20 protein-coding genes are annotated in these 20,477 nt (G+C 60.0%); 11 read left to right on the top strand and 9 right to left on the bottom strand.

The window, feature by feature from the left end:
* Positions 1–3: 3 nt before the first annotated feature.
* A complete protein-coding gene (locus LOY56_RS26695; protein ID WP_258618444.1) occupies positions 4–633 on the bottom strand; it encodes a LysE family translocator in 630 nt (209 codons plus the stop codon).
* Positions 634–778: 145 nt separating this feature from the next.
* Between LOY56_RS26695 and LOY56_RS26690 the strand changes: the two genes are divergently transcribed.
* The gene (locus tag LOY56_RS26690) at positions 779–1,252 is read left to right on the top strand and encodes an Lrp/AsnC family transcriptional regulator (RefSeq protein WP_038980472.1); all 474 of its coding nucleotides are present in this window, start codon (positions 779–781) and stop codon (positions 1,250–1,252) included.
* Between the two features lie 154 nt (positions 1,253–1,406).
* Here the strand turns inward: LOY56_RS26690 and lpdA are convergent, their stop codons facing one another.
* Positions 1,407–2,807, bottom strand: a complete 1,401-nt coding sequence (gene lpdA / locus LOY56_RS26685) for a dihydrolipoyl dehydrogenase (protein WP_258618441.1) — start codon at positions 2,805–2,807, stop codon at positions 1,407–1,409.
* A 193-nt stretch (positions 2,808–3,000) separates the two neighbouring features.
* Between lpdA and hflK (LOY56_RS26680) the strand changes: the two genes are divergently transcribed.
* The 5 genes from hflK (LOY56_RS26680) (at position 3,001) to cfaB (ending at position 10,357) form a co-directional block, all read left to right on the top strand.
* Positions 3,001–4,965 (top strand): protease modulator HflK, encoded by a 1,965-nt coding sequence (gene hflK / locus LOY56_RS26680; RefSeq protein WP_258622909.1) that lies wholly within the window; start codon positions 3,001–3,003, stop codon positions 4,963–4,965.
* Positions 4,962–6,008 (top strand): protease modulator HflC, encoded by a 1,047-nt coding sequence (gene hflC / locus LOY56_RS26675; RefSeq protein WP_258618438.1) that lies wholly within the window; start codon positions 4,962–4,964, stop codon positions 6,006–6,008. The genes hflK (LOY56_RS26680) and hflC overlap by 4 nt, the downstream gene beginning before the upstream one ends.
* Positions 6,005–7,063: a protease modulator HflK gene (gene hflK, locus LOY56_RS26670; protein WP_258618435.1), complete on the top strand. Its 1,059-nt coding sequence runs from the start codon at positions 6,005–6,007 to the stop codon at positions 7,061–7,063. Before hflC ends, hflK (LOY56_RS26670) begins: the two co-directional genes overlap by 4 nt.
* Complete coding sequence (locus tag LOY56_RS26665; protein WP_258618433.1) at positions 7,060–8,970, top strand: heavy metal translocating P-type ATPase; 1,911 nt, start codon at positions 7,060–7,062, stop codon at positions 8,968–8,970. The genes hflK (LOY56_RS26670) and LOY56_RS26665 overlap by 4 nt, the downstream gene beginning before the upstream one ends.
* A 199-nt stretch (positions 8,971–9,169) precedes the next feature.
* Positions 9,170–10,357, top strand: a complete 1,188-nt coding sequence (gene cfaB / locus LOY56_RS26660) for a C17 cyclopropane fatty acid synthase CfaB (protein ID WP_258618431.1) — start codon at positions 9,170–9,172, stop codon at positions 10,355–10,357.
* Here cfaB and cls read toward each other — a convergent pair.
* Positions 10,354–11,793, bottom strand: a complete 1,440-nt coding sequence (gene cls, locus LOY56_RS26655; protein WP_258618429.1) for a cardiolipin synthase — start codon at positions 11,791–11,793, stop codon at positions 10,354–10,356. The two genes, cfaB and cls, sit on opposite strands and share 4 nt — an antisense overlap.
* 132 nt (positions 11,794–11,925) lie before the next feature.
* On the opposite strand from cls, the gene LOY56_RS26650 reads away from it, so the two are divergent.
* A complete protein-coding gene (locus tag LOY56_RS26650) occupies positions 11,926–12,447 on the top strand; it encodes a DUF3617 domain-containing protein (protein WP_030132514.1) in 522 nt (173 codons plus the stop codon).
* Between the two features lie 69 nt (positions 12,448–12,516).
* On the opposite strand, the gene LOY56_RS26645 is transcribed toward LOY56_RS26650, so the two are convergent.
* From LOY56_RS26645 to folE2, 5 genes are read right to left on the bottom strand one after another with little or no spacing between them, the layout of a single operon-like run.
* Entirely contained in the window at positions 12,517–13,077 is a 561-nt protein-coding gene (locus tag LOY56_RS26645) for a DapH/DapD/GlmU-related protein (RefSeq protein ID WP_030132513.1), read from the bottom strand.
* Complete coding sequence (locus tag LOY56_RS26640; protein ID WP_258618427.1) at positions 13,074–13,949, bottom strand: metal ABC transporter substrate-binding protein; 876 nt, start codon at positions 13,947–13,949, stop codon at positions 13,074–13,076. The genes LOY56_RS26645 and LOY56_RS26640 overlap by 4 nt, the downstream gene beginning before the upstream one ends.
* A gap of 11 nt (positions 13,950–13,960) precedes the next feature.
* Complete coding sequence (locus tag LOY56_RS26635; RefSeq protein WP_258618425.1) at positions 13,961–14,827, bottom strand: metal ABC transporter permease; 867 nt, start codon at positions 14,825–14,827, stop codon at positions 13,961–13,963.
* Entirely contained in the window at positions 14,827–15,495 is a 669-nt protein-coding gene (locus LOY56_RS26630) for a metal ABC transporter ATP-binding protein (protein WP_258618423.1), read from the bottom strand. The genes LOY56_RS26635 and LOY56_RS26630 overlap by 1 nt, the downstream gene beginning before the upstream one ends.
* Entirely contained in the window at positions 15,492–16,388 is an 897-nt protein-coding gene (folE2, locus tag LOY56_RS26625; protein WP_258618414.1) for a GTP cyclohydrolase FolE2, read from the bottom strand. Before folE2 ends, LOY56_RS26630 begins: the two co-directional genes overlap by 4 nt.
* Positions 16,389–16,474: 86 nt before the next feature.
* Between folE2 and LOY56_RS26620 the strand changes: the two genes are divergently transcribed.
* Positions 16,475–17,683, top strand: a complete 1,209-nt coding sequence (locus LOY56_RS26620; protein ID WP_258618405.1) for an N-acetylmuramoyl-L-alanine amidase — start codon at positions 16,475–16,477, stop codon at positions 17,681–17,683.
* On the opposite strand, the gene LOY56_RS26615 is transcribed toward LOY56_RS26620, so the two are convergent.
* Positions 17,680–18,057 (bottom strand): glutamine synthetase, encoded by a 378-nt coding sequence (locus tag LOY56_RS26615; protein ID WP_217856961.1) that lies wholly within the window; start codon positions 18,055–18,057, stop codon positions 17,680–17,682. The two genes, LOY56_RS26620 and LOY56_RS26615, sit on opposite strands and share 4 nt — an antisense overlap.
* 127 nt (positions 18,058–18,184) lie before the next feature.
* Between LOY56_RS26615 and dksA the strand changes: the two genes are divergently transcribed.
* The 3 genes from dksA to LOY56_RS26600 are packed head-to-tail and all read left to right on the top strand — an operon-like array spanning position 18,185 to position 20,476.
* Positions 18,185–18,589, top strand: coding sequence for an RNA polymerase-binding protein DksA (gene dksA / locus LOY56_RS26610; protein WP_217856960.1), 405 nt, complete (start codon positions 18,185–18,187; stop codon positions 18,587–18,589).
* Positions 18,590–18,617: 28 nt separating this feature from the next.
* Positions 18,618–19,826: a zinc metallochaperone GTPase ZigA gene (gene zigA, locus LOY56_RS26605; RefSeq protein WP_258618398.1), complete on the top strand. Its 1,209-nt coding sequence runs from the start codon at positions 18,618–18,620 to the stop codon at positions 19,824–19,826.
* On the top strand, positions 19,826–20,476 hold the full coding sequence (locus LOY56_RS26600) for a DUF1826 domain-containing protein (protein ID WP_258622907.1): 651 nt from the start codon (positions 19,826–19,828) through the stop codon (positions 20,474–20,476). The genes zigA and LOY56_RS26600 overlap by 1 nt, the downstream gene beginning before the upstream one ends.
* The last annotated feature ends 1 nt before the right edge of the window (position 20,477 follow it).

The raw sequence follows: 20,477 nt of genomic DNA, 5'->3' as shown, positions 1-20,477 counted from the left end.
AGCTCAGGCCTGCTGCACAAAGGTCAGCCGAACCGCGAAGCCGATCAGCAGGCTGCCGAACAACCACTGCTGCACCCGCTGGGCCGATGGACTGCGTTGCAGCCAGCGGCCCAGTGCGGCGCCGACCAGCGCGTAGGCGCTGTCGAACAACAACCCGACACCGACCAGCATCACGCCCAGCGTCGCAAATTGCGCGAGCACGGGCCCGGCGTGAGGTTCGATGAACTGCGGCAATAGCACCGAGCAGAACAGCAGCGCCTTGGGGTTGAGCAGGTTAGTCAGCAAACCGCGCTGGATCGCCTCGCGCCAATGCGGTTTCTCGGTGGTTGCGTCTGTCCCGTTCAAGCTCGGCAGCATCGTGGTGCGCAGACATTGAATGCCGATCCACAGCAGGTACGCAGCCCCGATCAGGCGCACCACGTCGAAGGTCCAGGGCGCCGTCTTGAACAGCGCCGCCAAACCCAACGCCGCCAAGGCCACATGACAACCACGCGCCACGCCCAGCCCCAACGCCGTGGCCAGCGCCGCGCCTTTGCCCTGACGTGCGCCGGTCTGCAACAGCAGAATCATGTCCGGGCCCGGCAACAGGTACACCACCGCCAGAGCCATGAAAAGCAGCCAGAGTCCTGCCATGTTGCACCCCATTCGTTGTCGATTTGGTGGGATCAGTCTATGGCTGAAGAGCAGGGCAGGTGGTTGCGTAGTCAGCTTCTAAAGCTTCAATATTTGGCATAACCTGCCACTTTATGATGATCTAACCATCGGGATCTGCCAAACCATGAAACTGGATGCCTACGACCGCAAGATTCTCGCGGCGCTGCAACGGGACGGTCGCCTGAGCAACGTGCAATTGGCTGACGAAATCGGTTTGTCCGCCTCGCCTTGTTTGCGTCGGGTACGGATGCTGGAAGAAGCAGGCGTGATTCGCGGCTATCAGGCCAATCTGGATCGAGATGAAGTGGGCCTTGGGCTGACAGTGTTTGTCGGGGTCAAAGTCGAACGACACAACGATGAACAGGCCGAAGCCTTTCGCCTGGCCGTGACGGCATTGCCTGAGGTGATTTCGGCGTTCCTGGTGTCAGGGGAATCGGATTTTCTGCTGCAAGTGGTGGTGCCGGATTTACGTGCTTACGACCGTTTTCTCACCGGCCGACTGCTGAAATTGCCGGGTGTGAGCGACATCCGCAGCAACTTTGCGATTCACACGGTGAAGACGCCGGGGGCATTGCCGTTGGAGCATTTGCCGCTTTAGACCGAGTTAGGATCGTTCCCATGCTCTGCGTGGGAATGCCTCTACGGACGCTCCGTGTTCGGCTCTTGATGTAACGCGGAGCGTCACGGGCTGCATTCCCACGCAGAGCGTGGGAACGATCAAGCGGTAGACCAGCTGCCGCCAATCTCCGGCCCTACATCTGCGTCGCCATTCCCTCCACATCCATTGCCGCCTGGCGCAAGGCTTCGGAGCGGGTCGGGTGGGGATGACAGGTCAGGGCGATGTCTTCGGCCGAGGCGCTGAACTCCATGGCCACGCAATATTCGCCAATCATTTCACTGACGCTCGGGCCCACAAGATGCACGCCGAGGACTTCGTCGGTGCGCTCATCGGCCAATACTTTGGCGAAGCCTTCGGTTTCGTGATTGATCTTCGCCCGGCTGTTGGCGGTGAAGGGAAATTTACCGACCTTGTAGGCGCGACCTTCGGCCTTCAGCTGTTCTTCGGTCTTGCCGACGCTGGCCAGCTCCGGTTTGGTGTAGATCACGCTGGGGATCAGGTTGTAATTGACCTCACCGGCCTTGCCGACGATCTGCTCGATGCAGGCCATGGCTTCGTCTTCGGCCTTGTGGGCGAGCATCGGCCCCGACGTGACATCACCGATCACCCAGACGCCCGCCGCTTCGGTGCGGTGGCCCTTGTTGGCGAGCATGCCGCGTTTGTCCGTGGCGAGGCCGACGTTTTCCAGTCCCAGGCCTTGGGTGTAAGGGCGTCGACCAATGGCCACCAACACGTAATCGGCTTCAAGTAACTCGGCGATGCCACCCGCGGCCGGTTCGACGCTGAGCTGGACACCGCTCGCCGACGTCGTGGCGCGGGTGACTTTCGAACTCAACTTGAAGCTGATGCCTTGCTTGCTCAATGAGCGCTGAAGAGTCTTGCCCGCTTCGCCATCTACACCGGGGCAGATCCGATCGAGAAATTCGACCACCGTCACCTGAGCACCTAGGCGCCGCCATACCGAGCCCAGCTCCAGGCCGATCACCCCGGCCCCGATCACCACCAGGTGCTTCGGTACTTCGCCCAGCGACAGCGCGCCCGTGGAGTCGAGGATGCGTTTGTTATCGATGTCCACGCCGGGCAGGGGAGTGGGTTCGGAACCGGTGGCGATAACGATGTCCTTGGTGCTCAGCTCGGTCTTGACGCCCTGGCTGTCGGTCACCGTGACTTTGCCCGGCCCGTCGATGTGGCCCCAGCCCTTGATCCAGTCGACTTTGTTTTTGCGAAATAGAAACTCGATGCCTTTGGTCAGCCCGGTAACGCTTTCATCCTTCTGTTTCATCATTTGAGCCAGGTTGAGGACAGGTTTGACCTCAATCCCCAGGTTGGCGAATTCCGCCCCCATGGCCGCGTCGTAGAGTTCGGAGGCATGCAGCAGGGCTTTGGACGGCATGCAGCCGACATTCAGGCAGGTCCCGCCCAAGGTGGCGCGGCCTTCCACGCACGCCGCTTTCAGACCCAGTTGGCCGGCGCGGATCGCTGCGTTATAACCGCCGGGGCCTGCGCCCAGAATCACGACGTCATAGGTGCTCATAGGTGGTACTCCTGGGAAAAAGGGAAGCCTTCGATAAAAATTACGAACGTAATATGTGCGTTTCGAGCCATTTCGGTCAAGGCTTCAGCGTGGCGACAGGTTCAGCGCTTTTAGATAGAGCGATTTACGACGAATATTTCACCACTTTCGTTATATCGTAACGAATTGTGATGTGAGCGATGGCTGGGGTGGTATGCAAGTCGATCTCGATGGCGATGGAGCACAGATAGCAGGGCTGCCGCGCTATCAGCAGGCGGTCGTTCAAGGACGTCGATTGCGACAATTGGCAATCGGTTTGGGTGCCTTGGCTGGCACAGGGTTGGTGCTGGCGTTTTTTGTCGGTCTGTTTGCGCCGCAGTCGCTTTGGCCGGCGTTGCTGGTCAATCAGAGCGCCGGTTTGTTGGTGCTGGTTGCCGGCCTGCAATCGGCCTGGTGGGTAACGCAGTGGCGCGCACGGGCGATGAATCCGGCCGTGTTAGTGCCGGTGGTTGTCGCTGAGGAAGTCGTTGCCGGTGAAGGCTGGTACGAGCGGTTGCTGGACCGGATCAGTCAGCGTTGGTTGCGCTTGCTGGGGCAGATCGGTGCACCGACGCTTTGGCTTGGCGGCTGGGCGTTGTTGACGTTGTACAGCATCGAGCAAGTCTGGAATCTGACCTTGCCGCCCGCTGCGCTGGGGTTGTCGGCCAGTATCGGCGCCGCGCTGTCGTTGCTGCTGGCTTTCGGTTTGCTGGTGCTGGAGCGGCAACTGGCGCAGGAAAACGCCGCCCAGTGGCCCGAAGCAGGGTCGTTGGCGCAGCTGACGCGGGTCGCGATTATTTGCCTGGTGCTCAGCGCCCTGTGTTTGTTGTTCGGCAGCGAATCATCGGTCTGGCCGGTGCGTCTGGCGGTGCTGATCGGCTTGCTGCCGGGGCTGGTCGCCATCGAGTGGCTGCTGCGTGCCGTGTTGTCGCTGTTCAGTCCCCGTCGTGAACAACTTGAACCGGCCTTGCTGGCACGAAGTTTTGTCGCCGACATGCTGCGCTGGCCGCCGCAACCTTTGCTCGCATTGCAGCACGAACTGCACAACCGCTTCGGTATCGATCTGCGGCAAATCTGGGCCTTCACCTACATGCGTCGGGCGTTTTTGCCGGTGCTGGCGGTGGTGGCAATCGTCGGTTGGTCGCTCACCGGCATTCACGAAATTGCGCTGCAAGGGCGCGGTATCTATGAGCGTTTCGGCAAACCGGTGGAAGTTTTCGGTCCCGGTTTGCACGCCGGTTTGCCGTGGCCACTGGGCCGCGTGCTGAGCGTCGAGAACGGCGTGGTCCACGAGTTGGCCACCAGCGTGGGCGAAACGTCGGCACCGCTCGCGGCCGAACCAGCCGAAGGCCCGGCACCGGCGATTGCCAATCGCTTATGGGACGCCAGCCATGTGAACGACAAATCCCAAGTCATCGCCAGCAGCCGCGCCGACAAGCAAAGCTTCCAGATCGTCAATATGGACGTGCGCTTCGTCTATCGCATCGGCCTGAGTGATCAGGCGGCGCTGGCAGCAACGTACAACAGCGCCGATGTGCCAACGCTAATCCGCAGCACCGCCAGCCGGATTCTGGTTCACTATTTCGCCTCGCGAACCCTCGATGGTTTACTCGGCGGGGACCGGGTAGGGCTCGCCGAAGAGATCGGTCGCGCGGTGCAGGCTGACCTGCAAACACTCGACAGCGGCGTGGAAATTCTTGCCACGGTGGTTGAAGCCATCCATCCGCCAGCGGGGGCCGCCAACGCTTATCACGGTGTGCAAGCGGCGCAGATTGGTGCTCAGGCATTGATTTCCCGTGAGCGCGGGGCCGCGGCGGAGGCGACCAACCAGGCACAGTTGCAGGCCAGCATCGCTCACGATCAAGCCACCGCCAGTGCTCATGAAATCAACTCGACCGCTCAGGCCGCCGACCTGAAATTTGCCGCCGAGCGAAAGGCTTACGCCAGCGCCGGCCAGGCTTTTGTGCTGGAGCAATACCTCAGCCAACTGACCCAAGGTTTGGCCAACGCCAAGCTGCTGGTTCTCGATCATCGTCTGGGCGGCAGCGGTAATGCGCCGACCATCGACCTACGTACATTCACGCTGCCGGCTGACCCTGCGCCGCCGCGTAATACCGTTCAGCCAGGAGCCGTCCATTGAGCCAGCCGACGCCTACACACAATCGCGATCACGATGACCACACCGGCCACGATCACGGCCATGGCGGGCATCACGGCCATCACCCTCATCACCACGGCGATCCACACGAAGCTGGCCCTTTCCCGTGGCGGCGAATGGGTTGGGCGGCGTTGCTGGTGGCGTTTGCTATTGCGGCGGCGAGCCTGGTGCAAGTGCGTTCGGGAGAAGCCACGGTCATCACTCGCTTCGGTAATCCATCGCGGGTATTGCTGGAACCGGGTCTTGGCTGGCGCTGGCCGGCACCATTCGAAGCGGCGATCCCGGTGGATCTGCGGCTGCGTACCACCTCCAGTGGTTTGCAGGATGTGGGCACACGCGATGGCCTGCGCATCATTGTGCAAGCCTACGTGGCCTGGCAGGTGCAGGGTGATCCAGACAACGTGCAACGCTTTATGCGCGCCGTACAGAACCAGCCGGATGAAGCCGCGCGGCAGATTCGCACTTTTGTCGGCTCGGCGCTGGAAACCACCGCCAGCAGTTTCGATCTGGCCAACCTGGTGAACACCGATGCCAACCAAGTGCGCATCGCCGATTTTGAAGCGCAGCTGCGTCAGCAGATCGATCAGCAGTTGCTTACCACCTATGGGGTACGAGTGCTGCAAGTCGGCATCGAGCGTTTGACCCTGCCGTCGGTGACGCTCACCGCGACTGTCGATCGTATGCGCGCCGAGCGTGAAACCATCGCCACTGAACGCACGGCCATCGGCAAGCGTGAAGCCGCGCAAATTCGCTCTGCAGCCGAGCGTGATGCGCGAATCGTGCAAGCCGATGCGACAGTGAAAGCTGCGGACATCGAAGCCCAATCCCGCGTCGAAGCCGCGCAGATTTACGGCCGTGCCTACGCCGGTTCATCTCAGCTCTACAACTTGCTGCGCTCTCTCGACACCTTGGGCACCATCGTCACGCCGGGCACTAAATTGATCTTACGTACCGATGCCGCGCCGTTCCGGGTATTGGTTGACGGTCCGCCGACGCTCGATAATAAGTCCGGGTCGCAGCCATGAATTTGGTTCCACGTGGAACACATGAGTTGAGTAGCCCCTGGATTCAGGCCGGACGCTTGGCTTTTTTGGCATTGTACGCCGTGACCGTGCTGGCTGCGCTGACGTGGGCATTTTCCAATGTGCGGCAAATCGACCCGCAAAATCGTGCCATGGTGCTGCACTTCAGCGCACTGGATCGCATTCAAAATGCCGGTTTATTGTTGGCATGGCCGCGCCCGTTCGAGCAGGTAATCTTGTTGCCGGCAGCCGATCGGGTGATCGAGCGTCGGGTGGAAAATCTGCTGCGCACGGATGCGGCATTGCAGGCGGATCGAGTCGCGAGTTTCGCCACGCCCATCAGCGATGCGCTCGCCGGCTCTGGTTATTTGTTGACCGGTGATGCAGGTGTCGTGCAACTGGATGTGCGGGTGTTCTACAAAGTCACCGAGCCCTATGCCTTCGTTCTTCAGGGTGAGCATGTACTGCCGGCGCTGGATCGGCTGGTGACGCGCAGTGCTGTGGCGCTCACCGCCGCACGAGATCTGGACACCATTCTGGTGGCTCGACCGGAACTGATCGGTGCCGACAATCAGGCCGCTGAGCGCCGCGAACGTCTACGCGGCGATCTGGTGCGGGGCATCAATCAGCGCTTGGCCGAACTGACGGCGACCGGGCAGGGGTTGGGCATCGAAGTGGCGCGGGTCGATGTGCAATCGAGTCTACCTGGCCCGGCGGTGAACGCGTTCAACGCAGTATTAACCGCCAGCCAACAGGCCGACAAAGCCGTGGCCAACGCGCGCACTGAAGCCGAGAAGCTGACTCAGTCCGCCAACGAACAAGCCGACCGCACGCTGCAAGTGGCTCACGCCCAAGCCAGCGAACGCCTGGCCAAAGCCTCTGCCGACACCGCCACGGTGCTGAGTTTGGCCAAGGCGGAACAGGAGGGCACCGACCCGCAGATGCTGCTGCGTATTTACCGTGAACGGATGCCGAAGATTCTCGGGCAGGCCGGCTCGGTGACAACGGTTGATCCGAAAGACGATTCCCGCCTGATCATTCAGGGAGCTGCGCAATGACTGCCCAAACCGCCGCCGCGCCGAGCATGTTGTCCTCGGCTGAACAACGTAGCGCCGCGCGCCAGTTGACCCTGGCTATGCTTGCACTGGGGTTGCTTGCGCTAGGCCTGGTCTGGCGCGGGTTGTCACCGGAGCAGACCGGTGTCAGCCAATTGCTGCTGGGTTTCGCTTCCTTGCTGGTGGCCGTGCCGGTCATGCGCTCGGCGTGGTACAGCTTGCGTTATCCGAGTCTGCACGGGATCACCGATCAGTTGATTGCCCTGGCCATGCTCGGCGCTTGGGCCACTGGTGATTTGCTCACTGCGGCACTGTTGCCGATCATCATGATCTTCGGTCACGTGCTGGAAGAGCGCAGCGTAATCGGATCGCAGGAGGCGATTCGTGCCCTCGGCAAACTGACTCGTAGCCATGCGCGCAAGATTCAGGCTGACGGTTGCGTCGTTGAAGTCGACAGCGGCACACTCAAGGCTGGTGACCTCGTGGAGGTGCGTGCCGGTGATCGAGTGCCGGCGGATGGTCGGGTGCTGTCCGGGCAGGCAAGCCTCGACACCGCGTCGATCACCGGTGAGTCGGTACCAATGGAGGTCGATGTGGGCATGTCGGTGTTCGGCGGGGCGATCAATCTTGATGGCCTGCTGCGCATTGAAGTGACCCGCACCGGTAACGAATCGACCTTGGGTAAAGTCATCGCGCTGATGCAAAGCGCCGAACGTTCCAAGCCGCCGATCACCCGTTTGCTCGAACGCTACGCCGGCAGCTACATGGTGTTGGTGTTGCTGCTGGCCGCCGTGACCTGGTTCGTTACCAATGATGCCCAAGCGATGCTCGCAGTGTTGGTAGCGGCTTGCCCTTGCGCACTGGTGTTGTCGGCACCGGCCACGGCCATCGCCGGGGTGGCGGTGGCGGCTCGGCACGGGATTCTGATTCGCAGCTCGGCGTTCCTCGAAGAGTTGGCTGACCTGACGTCGTTGGTGGTCGACAAGACCGGAACCCTGACATTCGGCACCTTGCGCCTGCAATCCATCGACAGCCCGCTGGAGGATCGCAGTCACGTACTGAAACTCGCCGCCAGCCTCGGTTCCGCCAGCAGTCACCCGGTCAGCCGCGCCTTGGCCGGGTTGGTCACTCAGGAACACTTTCTGCTGCTCTCTGACATTCACGAGCGTCAGGGGCTGGGTGTGGTGGCGATGACCGAGCAGGGCGAAGCGGCCCTCGGTCGTCCGGAGCTGTTCGCGCAATTGGGCATCGACACTTCAGCTGTTCCCGAACACGATGGCCCGATTGCCGGGCTGGCGCTCAACGGGGAATTTCTCGCCTGGTTGTTGCTCGCTGACAGTATCAAACCCGAGGCGCGGTTTGCCCTGAGCGAATTGCGTGAACTGGGTTTGGGTCGTCAGCTGTTGCTCACCGGGGATCGGCAAAGCGTTGCGCACACGCTGGCCCGGGATGTGGGCATCAGCGATGTCGAGGCCCAGGCCTTGCCCGAGGACAAACTCAATCGTGTGCTGAAAGAAATCGGCAGCGGATTCCGGCCGATGGTGGTGGGAGACGGCATCAACGATTCCCTGGCGCTCAAGGCCGGTGTGGTCGGCGTGGCCATGGGCGCAGGCGGTGCGGACATCGCGCTGGCCTCGGCCGATATCGTACTGATTGGCAGCGATCTGCGACGGCTCGGGACCTGCGTGCGCTTGAGTCGCCAATGCCGCCAGACCTTGCAGGTCAACGTGATTATCGGGTTGGGTTGGACCCTCGCCATCGTCGCGTTCGCCGCATTCGGCTGGCTCGGCGCAGCAGGGGCGATGATTGCCGCGCTGTTGCACAATTTGAGCACGTTATTGGTGCTCGGTAATGCCTGGCGTTTGCTACGCTTTCAGGAACCCCTACTCAAGCTTAAGGATGAGGTGTGAGCGTCTACAACTTTTCAGAACTGTGTGCCGGGTTTGTAGTCATCTAGGGTAAGGCGGTCATTTTCAACGATCGCCCGTTGGATGGTTTCAGTGTTGCAGGCAACACCGGGAATAGAAAAAGGCTATTAATTCGATAGCCTGCTATTTTTCAAGGATGGTCTACCCTCAGATTTGACGTCTGAAACAAGGGGGACTTTTCATGCTCGCGCAACTTCCACCGGCCTTACAGAATCTGCAATTACCGCTTCGCTTGCGACTCTGGGACGGCCATGAGTTCAATCTGGGGCCGACGCCCAGCGTCACCATTGTGGTCAAGGACCCCCACATGGTTACCCAGTTCACCCATCCCAGCCTGGACGCGTTGGGGGCGGCGTTTGTCGAAGGCAAGCTAGAGCTGGAAGGCTCCATCAGCGATGTGATTCGTGTCTGCGATGAATGGAGTCAGGCGCTGCTCAACGAAGACGCAGATGCGCAACCGGTGCGCACGGTTCATGACAAAGAAACCGATGCCAAAGCCATCTCCTACCACTACGACCTCTCCAACGCGTTTTACCAACTGTGGCTCGACAGCGACATGGCGTATTCCTGCGCCTATTTCGAGACCGGCAGTGAAACCCTCGAGCAAGCCCAACAGGCCAAGTTCCGCCACCTGTGCCGCAAGCTGCGGTTGCAACCAGGTGAATATCTGCTGGATGTCGGTTGCGGTTGGGGCGGGTTGGCGCGGTATGCTGCTCGGGAGTTCGGCGCCAAGGTGTTTGGGATCACGCTCAGTAAGGAGCAATTGGAACTGGCTCGCGAACGGGTGAAAGCCGAAGGTCTGGAGGATCAGATCGAACTGCAACTGCTCGACTACCGCGATTTGCCTCAGGACGGGCGCTTCGACAAGGTGGTCAGCGTCGGCATGTTCGAACACGTCGGCCACGCGAACCTGGCCGAGTACTGCAAAACCTTGTTCGGCGCGGTGAAAGAGGGCGGCCTGGTGATGAACCACGGGATCACTGCCAAACACATCGACGGTCGTCCGGTCGGGCGCGGTGCCGGTGAGTTCATCGAGAAGTACGTGTTTCCCAACGGCGAGTTGCCGCACTTGGCGATGATCTCGGCCGAGATCAGCGAAGCGGGTCTGGAGATCGTCGATGTCGAGAGTCTGCGTCTGCATTACGCGCGAACCCTGGACCACTGGAGCGAACGCCTGGAAGACAATCTGGAGGCTGCCGGCAAACTGGTGCCAGAACAGGCTCTACGCATCTGGCGGTTGTACCTGGCGGGATGCGCCTATGCGTTCGCAAGAGGCTGGATCAACCTGCATCAAATCCTCGCGGTGAAAGCCCATCCCGATGGCAGCCATGAACTGCCCTGGACCCGCGATGACATTTACAACCCTTAAAGAATTGGTGAAATAAGCCGGGCGATCCGCATGCCGATCTGTTGCAGGCGGTGGGTCTCCCGGCTTTCTTCTTTGGCGATTTCGTGAGCCTGGGCGAAGTCATCGTTGAGCATCTGTTCCACTTCGGCAGCAAACGCACTGTCGACCGTCAGCAACATCACTTCGAAATTCAGCCGGAACGAACGGTTGTCCAGGTTGGCGCTGCCAATGGCGCTGATTTCGCTGTCGATCAGCACCACTTTCTGATGCATGAACCCCGGCTGGTAACGGAACAAGCGCACGCCAGCACGTACCGCTTCGAAGGCGTAAAGGCTGGAAGCGGCGTAGACGACCCGGTGATCCGCCCGCGACGGCAACAAAATTCGTACATCCACACCACGCAACACTGCCAATCGCAACGCGGCGAACACCGCTTCGTCGGGGATGAAGTAAGGGGTGGTGATCCACACTCGTTCCGCTGCCGCATGGATGGCTTCGACGAAGAACAGCGAACAGGTTTCGTAGGAATCCGCCGGGCCGGTGGCTAGCAATTGGCAGAGCACGCCGTCATCCGGATAAACCTCCGGCAGGATCAGTGGCGGCAGCGAGCGGGCCGCCCAGAACCAGTCTTCGGCGAAGGATTCCTGCATGCAGGCCACCACCGGCCCGCGCACTTTAACGTGGGTGTCGCGCCAGGGTGCCAGGGGTGGTTTCTCGCCCATGTATTCGTCGCCGACGTTGAGCCCGCCGACAAAACCGACAATCCCGTCGACCACCACGATCTTGCGGTGGTTGCGGAAGTTGACCTGAAAGCGGTTGAGCCAGCCACTGCGGGTGGCGAAGACTTTGACTTCAATGCCGGCATCGCGCAACGGTTGCACATAAGCGTGGGGCAGGGAGTGGCTGCCGATACGGTCGTAGAGCAGGTAAATCGCCACGCCTTCGGCAGCTTTCTTGGTCAGCAAGGTGTGCAAGCGTTGGCCGAGGCGGTCATCGTGGATGATGAAGAACTGGATCAGCACCGCTTGCCGGGCGTTACTGATGGCGTCGAAAATCGCATCGAAGGTGGCTTGGCCATCAATCAATAGGTGTACTTCGTTATTCGCCAGACACGGCATGCGCCCCAGTTTCGGCATGGCCCTCAACGACGCGTAGGCGCTGGAGGCACGAGCAGCCAGCGCCTCTTCTACCCAGGGGCGCCAGTTCAGCTCGGAGATTGCCTTGCGCATTTCCTCGTTGGCCTGCCGCCGGGCCTTGATATAGCCATCGAAGGTGCTGCGGCCGAAGACCAGATAAGGGATAAGCGTGAGGTAGGGAATGAACAGCAGCGACAGCGCCCAGGCGATCGAGCCTTGAGCGGTCCGAACGGTCAATACGGCATGGATGGCGGCTATCGAGCCCAGCGTGTGCAGCAGAGCGATCAGATAACCGAAAACATGCGGTCCAAAATAATCCATGGGGCAGCCTTGCTCCTGAAGAATTCAATGCTTAACAGACCATGTTCCGGGCAGAATGTCGCTATTTAATTGGCCCATGAACCGAAGCCCGTGGCTGACGTCTAACGGCCACTAATGATCAGGAGTTACTCGATGAACGTTCGTCTGCTGGGTTTGGCCATTGCGTTTGGTTTGGCACTTCCTGTGGCTGCTCAGGCGCAGATGTTGCAACCGGGTTTGTGGGAAATGACTTCAAGCAACATGAAGGTCGATGACCAGAACCTGCCCGATCTGCAACTGATCCTCGGCCAGATACAGAGTCAGATGACCCCTGAACAGCGCGCGCAGCTGGAGAAGCAGGGCATCACCATGGGCGGCAAAGGGATTCGGGCGTGCCTGACGCCTGAGCAGGTGAAGACCGACAACATTCCACTGACGGACCCGCAATCGGGCTGCAAGCAGGAAATCACCGAGCGTACCGGCAACCAGTGGAAATTCCGTTTCAGCTGTCCGAAAGCGCAAGGTGCGGGTGTCGCCACATTCCTCAGCGATCGTGAGTTCACCACCAAGGTCAACGGCACCTTCAACGCCACCGGCATTCAGCAGAAGGGTAGCCTCGATACTCGCGCTGTGTGGCTGGGACAGGATTGCGGGACGGTTAAACCAAGAGCTTAAAAGCTTCGCGGGCAAGCCCGCCGTCCTTTTTCCTTTGTCTATGGACGATTGGCGTGCGAGGCAATCTGATCAGAACTCGTTCTGCAGGGCTTTGTAGCCCCGCACCAGATCGACGTTGGTGCGTGCCACGTCTTCGGAAAACTCCGAGGCGCTGACGCTCACCGGTGGGAACTGCGACAGGTCAGTGTTGGGGCCGATGCGTGTGGTGGAGGGCACGTAGAAGTCTTCAGGCAGGTCACGACCGTCGACCACCGAGTTGTGCCGCACCACGCAACCGTCGCCCACTGCACAGTTGAACAGCACGCTGTTGAACCCGATGAACACGCGGTTACCGACAGTGCAGGGGCCATGCACGATGGAGCGGTGGGCAATGGAGCTGAACTCGCCGATGGTCACCGCCGCGCCGGACTTGGAGTGAATCACCACGCCGTCCTGAATGTTCGAATTGGCGCCGATGGTGATTGGCTCCATCTCGCCTGAGTCGTCCACTTCATCGGCGCGAATCACCGCGTACGGACCGACGAACACGTTCTCGCCAATCACCACTTTGCCGCAGATGATGGCGGTTTTATCCACGTACGCGGACTCCGCAATCGACGGCAGATCGCCTGAAGGATTCTTCCGGATCATGGTTTGCTCAACGCGTCGTACAAGGTGTTGAGGTTGTATTCGAACAACCCGGCGAACGTACTGGCCGGGCCGGTCGCCGCGAGGGCATCGGAGTACAGAATGCCGCCGATATGCGCGCCGCTTTCATCGGCAATTTGCTTGAGCAGGCGCGCGTCCTTGATGTTTTCCATGAACACCGCTTTGACCTTGGCCTGACGGATCTGCGTGATCAGCGCAGCGACGTCGGCGGCCGACGGTTCACGCTCGGTGGACAGACCTTGTGGCGCCATGAAGTCGATGCGGTAAGCCTGACCGAGATAGCCGAAGGCGTCATGGGAGGTCACGATTTTACGATTACCTGGCGGCAGAGAACCGAGCTTGGTTTTGGCCTCGGCGAGCAAGGTGTAGATCTTTTTCAGGTAGGCCTGGCTGTTGTGTTCGTAGTCGGCTTTGTTCGCAGGGTCGGCGGCGATCAGCGCTTTGGTGATGTTGCTGATGTACAGCTTGGTGTTCGCCAGGTTGTGCCAGGCGTGTGGGTCGGGAATGGTTTCGCCGTCTTCATCCAGCGAGCGTGGAATGACACCGTGGCTCGCGCTGATGACCGGAGCTTTGGTCTCGGTGCTGGTCACCAGACGGTCCAGCCATGGCTCGAAACCTAGCCCGTTCTTGATGATCAATCTGGCCTTGAGCAATGCCTTGGCATCGTCCGGAGTCGGCTCGTAGGTATGGGCATCGGCGTCCGGGCCGACCATGTTGGTGATCTGGATATGGTCGCCGCCGACCTGATGGGTCATGTCGGCGAGGATGCTGAAGCTGGTGACCACCTCGAGTTTTTCTGCGGCAGACAACGACATCGACAGCATCAAACTGAACAGCACGAGTAAAGCGCGCATCGGGCAACACCTCATTGGGATGTGAGCAACGGCGGGCGGCGCAGCAAACCGTGCACCGGACCGAACACCACGGACAGCAAATACAAAGCGCCAGCCACCAGCACGATCGCCGGGCCGCTGGGCAGTGAGCAGTAAAACGACAGCAACAATCCGAGCCAGACCGAGAGGCCGCCGAGCAGTGCGGCAATGACCATCAGTACCGGCAAGCGCCGGCTCCAGAAGCGAGAAGCCGCGGCTGGCAACATCATCAAACCGACCACCATCAACGCGCCGATGGCCTGGAAACCGATCACCAGGTTTAGCACCACCAGGGTCAGAAATATCCCGTGAGCCAGTGGCCCGAGGCGGCTGACGGTTTGCAAAAAAAGCGGGTCGAGGGTGTCCAGTAACAGGGGTTTGTAGATAAGGAGCATGGCGAGCAGGCTGAAGCCCGAGACCCATAGCATGCCGGTCAAGGTCGGCCCATCGACCGCTAGCGCGGAACCAAACAGCAGGTGCAACAGGTCCAGACGCTTGCCGGCGATGCCGAGGATCAGTACGCCGCTGGCCAGCGATATCGGGTAGATCGCGGCCAGGCTCGCGTCTTCCCGCAGGCCGGTGCGGCGGGTGATCCAGGCCGCCAGTCCAGCCATGCTCAACCCAGCGCCGAGACCGCCGATAGTCAACGCGGGCAAACTCAAACCGGCGAACCAGAAGCCCAATGCGGCGCCCGGTAAGATGCCGTGAGCCACCGCGTCGCCGATCAGGCTCATGCGCCGCAGGATTAGAAACACCCCAAGCGGAGCGGTGCTGCAGGCCAAAACTAGACCACCGAGCAACGCCCGGCGCATGAAGACGAATTCGTGGAACGGTTGCCAAAGCTGAGCGGTAGCGATCATCAAGCCACCTGCGTCTGGGGTTGTTGGCGAATCAGATCGGTACTGGGGCCGAGGATGCAGCCGCTACTTTTGATCAATAGGGCTTGAGGGATGTGTTGGCGCACGGCAGCCAGGTCATGACACACCACGACCAGCGTTCGGCCTTCGGCATGCCAGGCGTGGATGTGTTTCCAGAGCAGCGCCTGGCCGAGTTCGTCGAGCGCGGCGTGGGGTTCGTCGAGCAGCAACAAGGGGGCTTCGGCGAGACTCAGCCGGGCGAGCAGGGCACGCTGCAACTCACCCCCGGAGAGCGCCATCAATGGGCGATGTTCCAGGCCGCTCAGGCACCAGTCTTCCAGCGTGGACTTGAGGCGTTGGCTGCGAATCTCTGGAGTTTGCTTGCTGCCCCAGAAACCAGCAGCCACCAACTCTTGCAGGCTGATGGGGAATTGCCGGTCCAGGTGTTGTTGCTGAGGCAGGAACGAAAGGCCGCCTTTGCGTGGAACATCAATGATGACTTTTCCCGTCAGCGGCTTTTGCAGACCGGCGATGACTTTCAGCAGGCTGCTTTTACCCGAACCGTTGGCACCGATGACGGCGGTCAGACTTCCTTTGGGTAACTGGAAGTCCACCGACGGAGTGAGCGGTTGACCGGGAGCGCCCCAGCACAAGGCTTGGCATCGGATCATGCGGCCTCCCAATTCCAGCGACTTTCAGCGACAGCATCGTGGGCATGAAGACTTTCGGCGTGAACGACTCGCACATGAAAGGCGTTAATGCCCGGGGAGCGTTTCAGGGCCAGATTCAAGCGTCGAGCGGCGTCTTCACAGAACATCAGGTTCTGACCATTGGCGAGGGCGAAGGCTTGTTCATCGGCCCGTTTCACGGCGGTTTGCACTGCGGTGCCGAGGGCTGCTTCCGCATCGTTGATCGCGGCGATCAGCGGCAGGTCATCCAGATAGTCGTCCAGGCGCAACTGCAATTGCGCATTGCTGCGTTGGCTATGCGGCGTGGCGACGATGCCTTTCGTGGAACCTAACCAAGCCAGAATGTCGGCGTGTTGCAGTGACTTGTTGGCAAAGTCATCCACGAATTGCTGCTGAATCAGCTGCCGCGAAAGTGCCGCTGAGCATGGGCAGGTGGAGGAATAAGGAATGTCGACTTTTAGTTCCACGTGGAACATCGTGTTTTTCAAACTCGCTTCGACGCTCACCGGATAAGTTTTCCAACCGGCTAGCGGACTGATGAGCGCCGGTCTTTTGAGCAGTAGATCGGTATGAATTTTTAGATAAGCGTTGTGGGAAAGTCCCTCATGGCTCTGGAGAAAACTCTGCAGGACTCGCCGCAACAACGCGGATGAAAGGTGTTCCTGCTCAAGCATTTCCAGCGCCAGATACAGCCTCGACATATGGATGCCGCGCGCCTCTCCAGCGTCGAGGCTAACGCCAGCGTCGACCTTTGCGCTCAGTCGCTGGCCATCGAATAAAACAGGAAGAGCAATGCCGCACATGCCCACCCAATCGAGTGGCAGGGCTTGGCGTGAGGCCTGCGCGGCGATATCCGGCAGAGTCAGCGCATTCATGAGCAGGTCCATCGTGGGAGTTGATTTGGCATGTTATATTATAACAATCAAATCGACGATGCCTTTTTCGTGAGCGGGCTTTCACCATGCACAGACGTCACTTGCTCAACCTGATTCTGGCCAGCGTGGCCTTCGCATTTCCCTTTAGTGCGTCGGCCACGCAAATTCGCAATGCACGACTATGGCGCTCCGATGACAAGCTACGACTGGTCTTCGATCTGAGCGGGCCGGTGCAATACAAGACGTTTTCTCTGAGCGCTCCGGAACGGCTGATCATCGATCTGAGTGGCGCCAATCTCAGTGGCGACTTCAGTCAGTTGGCACTCAACAATACGGTGATTCGCGCAATTCGCTCCGGACATTTCGGTCAGGCCGATACGCGAGTCGTCCTTGACCTCAGCGGCCCGGTGCAGCTCAACAGTTTTCTGCTGCCGCCACAGGACGGGCAGGGGCACCGATTGGTACTCGATCTGAAGACCGATGCGCCGCCACAGATCGCAGCGGCGCCGATGGAAAAACCTGAACCCGTCACCGACAAGGCTCACCCCAAGCGCGACATCATCGTGGTGGTCGACCCTGGTCACGGCGGCAAAGATCCGGGCGCGGTCGGTGCCAAAGGTGAGCGGGAAAAAGATGTGGTGCTGTCGATCGCCCAGCTGCTGGCCAAACGGCTGAAACGTGAGAAGGGCTTCGACGTGAAACTGGTGCGCAATGACGACTTCTTCGTCCCGCTGCGCAAGCGCGTGGAGATTGCCCGCAAGCACAAGGCCGACATGTTCATCTCAGTCCATGCGGACGCGGCACCGCGTCTCACCGCTTCAGGTGCGTCGGTGTACTGTTTGTCCGAAGGCGGCGCGACCTCGGCCACGGCGCGCTTCATGGCGCAACGGGAGAACGGTGCAGACCTGCTAGGCGCCACCAGCCTGCTCAATCTCAAGGACAAGGATCCGATGCTCGCCGGGGTGATTCTCGACATGTCGATGAACGCCACCATCGCCGCCAGTTTGCAGTTGGGCAGTACGGTGCTCGGCAGCCTCGCGGGCATCACCACGCTGCATCAGAAGCGCGTGGAACAAGCGGGATTCGCCGTGTTGAAGTCGCCGGATGTGCCGTCGATTCTGGTGGAAACCGGCTTCATCTCCAACGCCCGCGACAGTCAGCGACTGGTGACTGCCCGCCATCAGCAAGCCGTGGCCGATGGTTTGTTCGAAGGGTTGCAGCGCTATTTTCAGAAGAACCCACCGATGAACAGCTACATCGCCTGGCAACAGGAACAGAAAAAGATGCAGGCCTAGCAGCCGGTCATCCGGCTACACGTGAACTTGCCGCTGCTGCCGCCGGAACTGGAAAACCGATTGATGGTTGTCCAGCCAACCCGGCGGTTGTAGCCGACCCAGGCTTCGCCATCGGACGCGATGCCCGTGAAGAACGTCAATTGCCCGTAGCGGCTATTGGTTTGCGCCCATTGGCGTTTGCCGGCCACTTCGAAGCCGCGCAAATAGATCGTGTTGCCGACGGTGTTAACGCTGTAGGCATTGCCGTCGGCATCCACGCAGGCCAGCAGATTGGCGCTGCGAGTGCAGTTGGCCAGGCTTGGGACTTGTCCCCTGGCATCGACCGCGATCAGCAACGAAAGGCTCAACAGCGAGAATCTCAGGGCGTTTCCCATGGCATTTCTCAAAGGGGCGGACGGGTTAAAGCATCGTGCCCTTTGTCGCAGCGAGCAAGAGGGGAGTGGCTTATTTGTATTGTTATGCTATAACATAAAAATACACCCGCTCTGATGATCCACCGCCATGACTGAACAAGAACTGCTCGCTCAACCCGCCGCCGATTACATGAACGATGCCCAGCAAGGCTTCTTTCGCGACCTGCTACTGGCTCAGCGCAGCGAGCTGCAGGAGCGCATTGCCGGCGAGTTCGACGTGTTGCGCGAGCAGGAACCCCACAGCGATCCCGCCGATATCGGCAGTGCCGAAGAACAGCGCCAGTGGCAACTGCGCCTGCTGGAGCGGGAAAAGAAGCTGCTGGACAAGATCGACGAAGCCCTCGAACACCTGGCTCGTGGCGAATACGGCTGGTGTCGCGAAACCGGTGAGCCGATCGGCCTCAAGCGCCTGCTGCTGCGACCCACCGCCACTCTGTGTATTGAAGCCAAAGAACGTGAAGAGCTGCGCGAACGCCATCAACGTGCGATTTGACCGGCCACATCCTGATGAGGAATACCTGATGCCCAATCGTCTCCCCGTGACCGTCCTGTCGGGCTTTCTCGGCGCCGGAAAAAGTACACTTCTTAATTACGTACTACGTAATCGCGATAATTTGCGGGTCGCGGTAATCGTCAATGACATGAGTGAGATCAACATTGATGGCAGTGAAGTTCAACGCGATGTGAGCTTGAACCGTGCCGAAGAAAAACTCGTGGAAATGAGTAACGGCTGCATCTGCTGCACCTTGCGCGAAGACCTGCTCGAAGAAGTCAGCAAACTCGCCAAGGACGGTCGTTTCGATTACCTGCTGATCGAGTCCACAGGGATTTCCGAGCCGCTACCCGTGGCGGAAACCTTCACGTTTCGCGATGAAGAAGGGCAGAGTCTGGCCGACATTGCACGGCTCGACACCATGGTCACCGTGGTCGACGGCATGAACTTCCTGCTCGACTATCAGGCCGCCGAATGCCTCGCTACCCGTGGCGAAACCCTGGGAGAGGAGGATGAACGCTCGATCACCGACCTGTTGATCGAGCAGATCGAATTCGCCGACGTGATCCTGATCAGCAAGATCGATTTGATCAGCAGTAGTGAGCGCCAGGAGTTGATCGCGATCCTCGAGCGGCTAAATTCCCAGGCCGAAATCATTCCGATGGTCATGGGCGAAGTGCCGCTCAAGAAAATCCTCAACACCGGGCGCTTCGACTTCGAAAAAGCCGCTCAGGCGCCGGGATGGTTGCAGGAATTGCGCGGTGAACACGTGCCGGAAACCGAGGAATATGGTATCGCCTCCACGGCTTATCGGGCGCGGCGACCGTTTCATCCACAGCGCTTCTTCAGCTTCATCGACCGTCCGTGGGTGAATGGCAAATTGCTGCGTTCCAAAGGCTTTTTCTGGTTGGCCAGCAAACACAGGGATGCTGGTAGCTGGTCCCAGGCTGGCGGCTTGATGCGTCACGGTTTTGCCGGACGCTGGTGGCGTTTCGTGCCGAAAAACCAGTGGCCGCAAGATGAAGAAAGCACTGCCGGGATCATGGAAAACTGGACGGCCGCCACCGGTGATTGCCGTCAGGAGCTGGTGTTTATCGGCCAGAACATCGATTTCGCGCAACTCACCGTCGAACTCGATAGCTGCCTGCTTACGGATGCTGAGATGGCCTTGGGTGTCGAGGGCTGGCAGTTACTGCCTGATCCGTTTGGTCCTTGGCACGAAGAGGCGGCTGCATGATGTTGGCGCCCAGTCTGAAGCTGCGACCGGCCATTCGCCAGGTTCAAGGTGATACGCCAAAAGCGCTGACCGGAATTCTGGACGACGGCGTGAACCTGGCCCTCTGGCAGCGCCAACTCCCAGCGCACATTGCCGATTTCGGTCGTTTGTTGTTGTCCCTGAACGAGCCGTTGGCCGAGGCGCTGTCCCTGGAAATGCCCGGCGATGACGCCGAACCCAATCTCCACGGTTTAGCCTCAGGCTTCAGCGACCTTGAAGGCTACGAAGGCTTTATCGCCGATGTTTCCTGGCTGGTCAGCGCCTTCGCCTGCCTGTTGGGCGCCCAGCGTATCGGCCTGCGTCTGCGGGTTCTGGACAAAGCCATGTGCCCGCGTTTCCACGTCGATCATGTGCCGGTGCGGTTGATCACCACCTACGCAGGTATTGGCAGCCAATGGCTGAAAGAAGGGGCGATGGATCGCCGGCAATTAGGCAAACCTGAGGCGGAACCACAGGACGGTTCGCTGATTCAACAAATCACCAGCGGCGAAGTGGCGTTGCTTAAAGGGGAGAAGTGGCACGGCAACGAAGGCTTCGGTTTGATCCACCGCTCGCCGCAGCCGGCGCCGGGCGAGCGTCGTTTGATTCTGACCCTGGACTGGCTGAGTTAGC

Source organism: Pseudomonas sp. B21-048, from assembly GCF_024748615.1.
In the GTDB taxonomy this organism is placed as follows: Bacteria; Pseudomonadota; Gammaproteobacteria; order Pseudomonadales; family Pseudomonadaceae; genus Aquipseudomonas.
The sequence above is the reverse complement of the archived record's forward strand: the minus strand, read 5'-3'. Positions and strand labels throughout refer to the sequence as shown.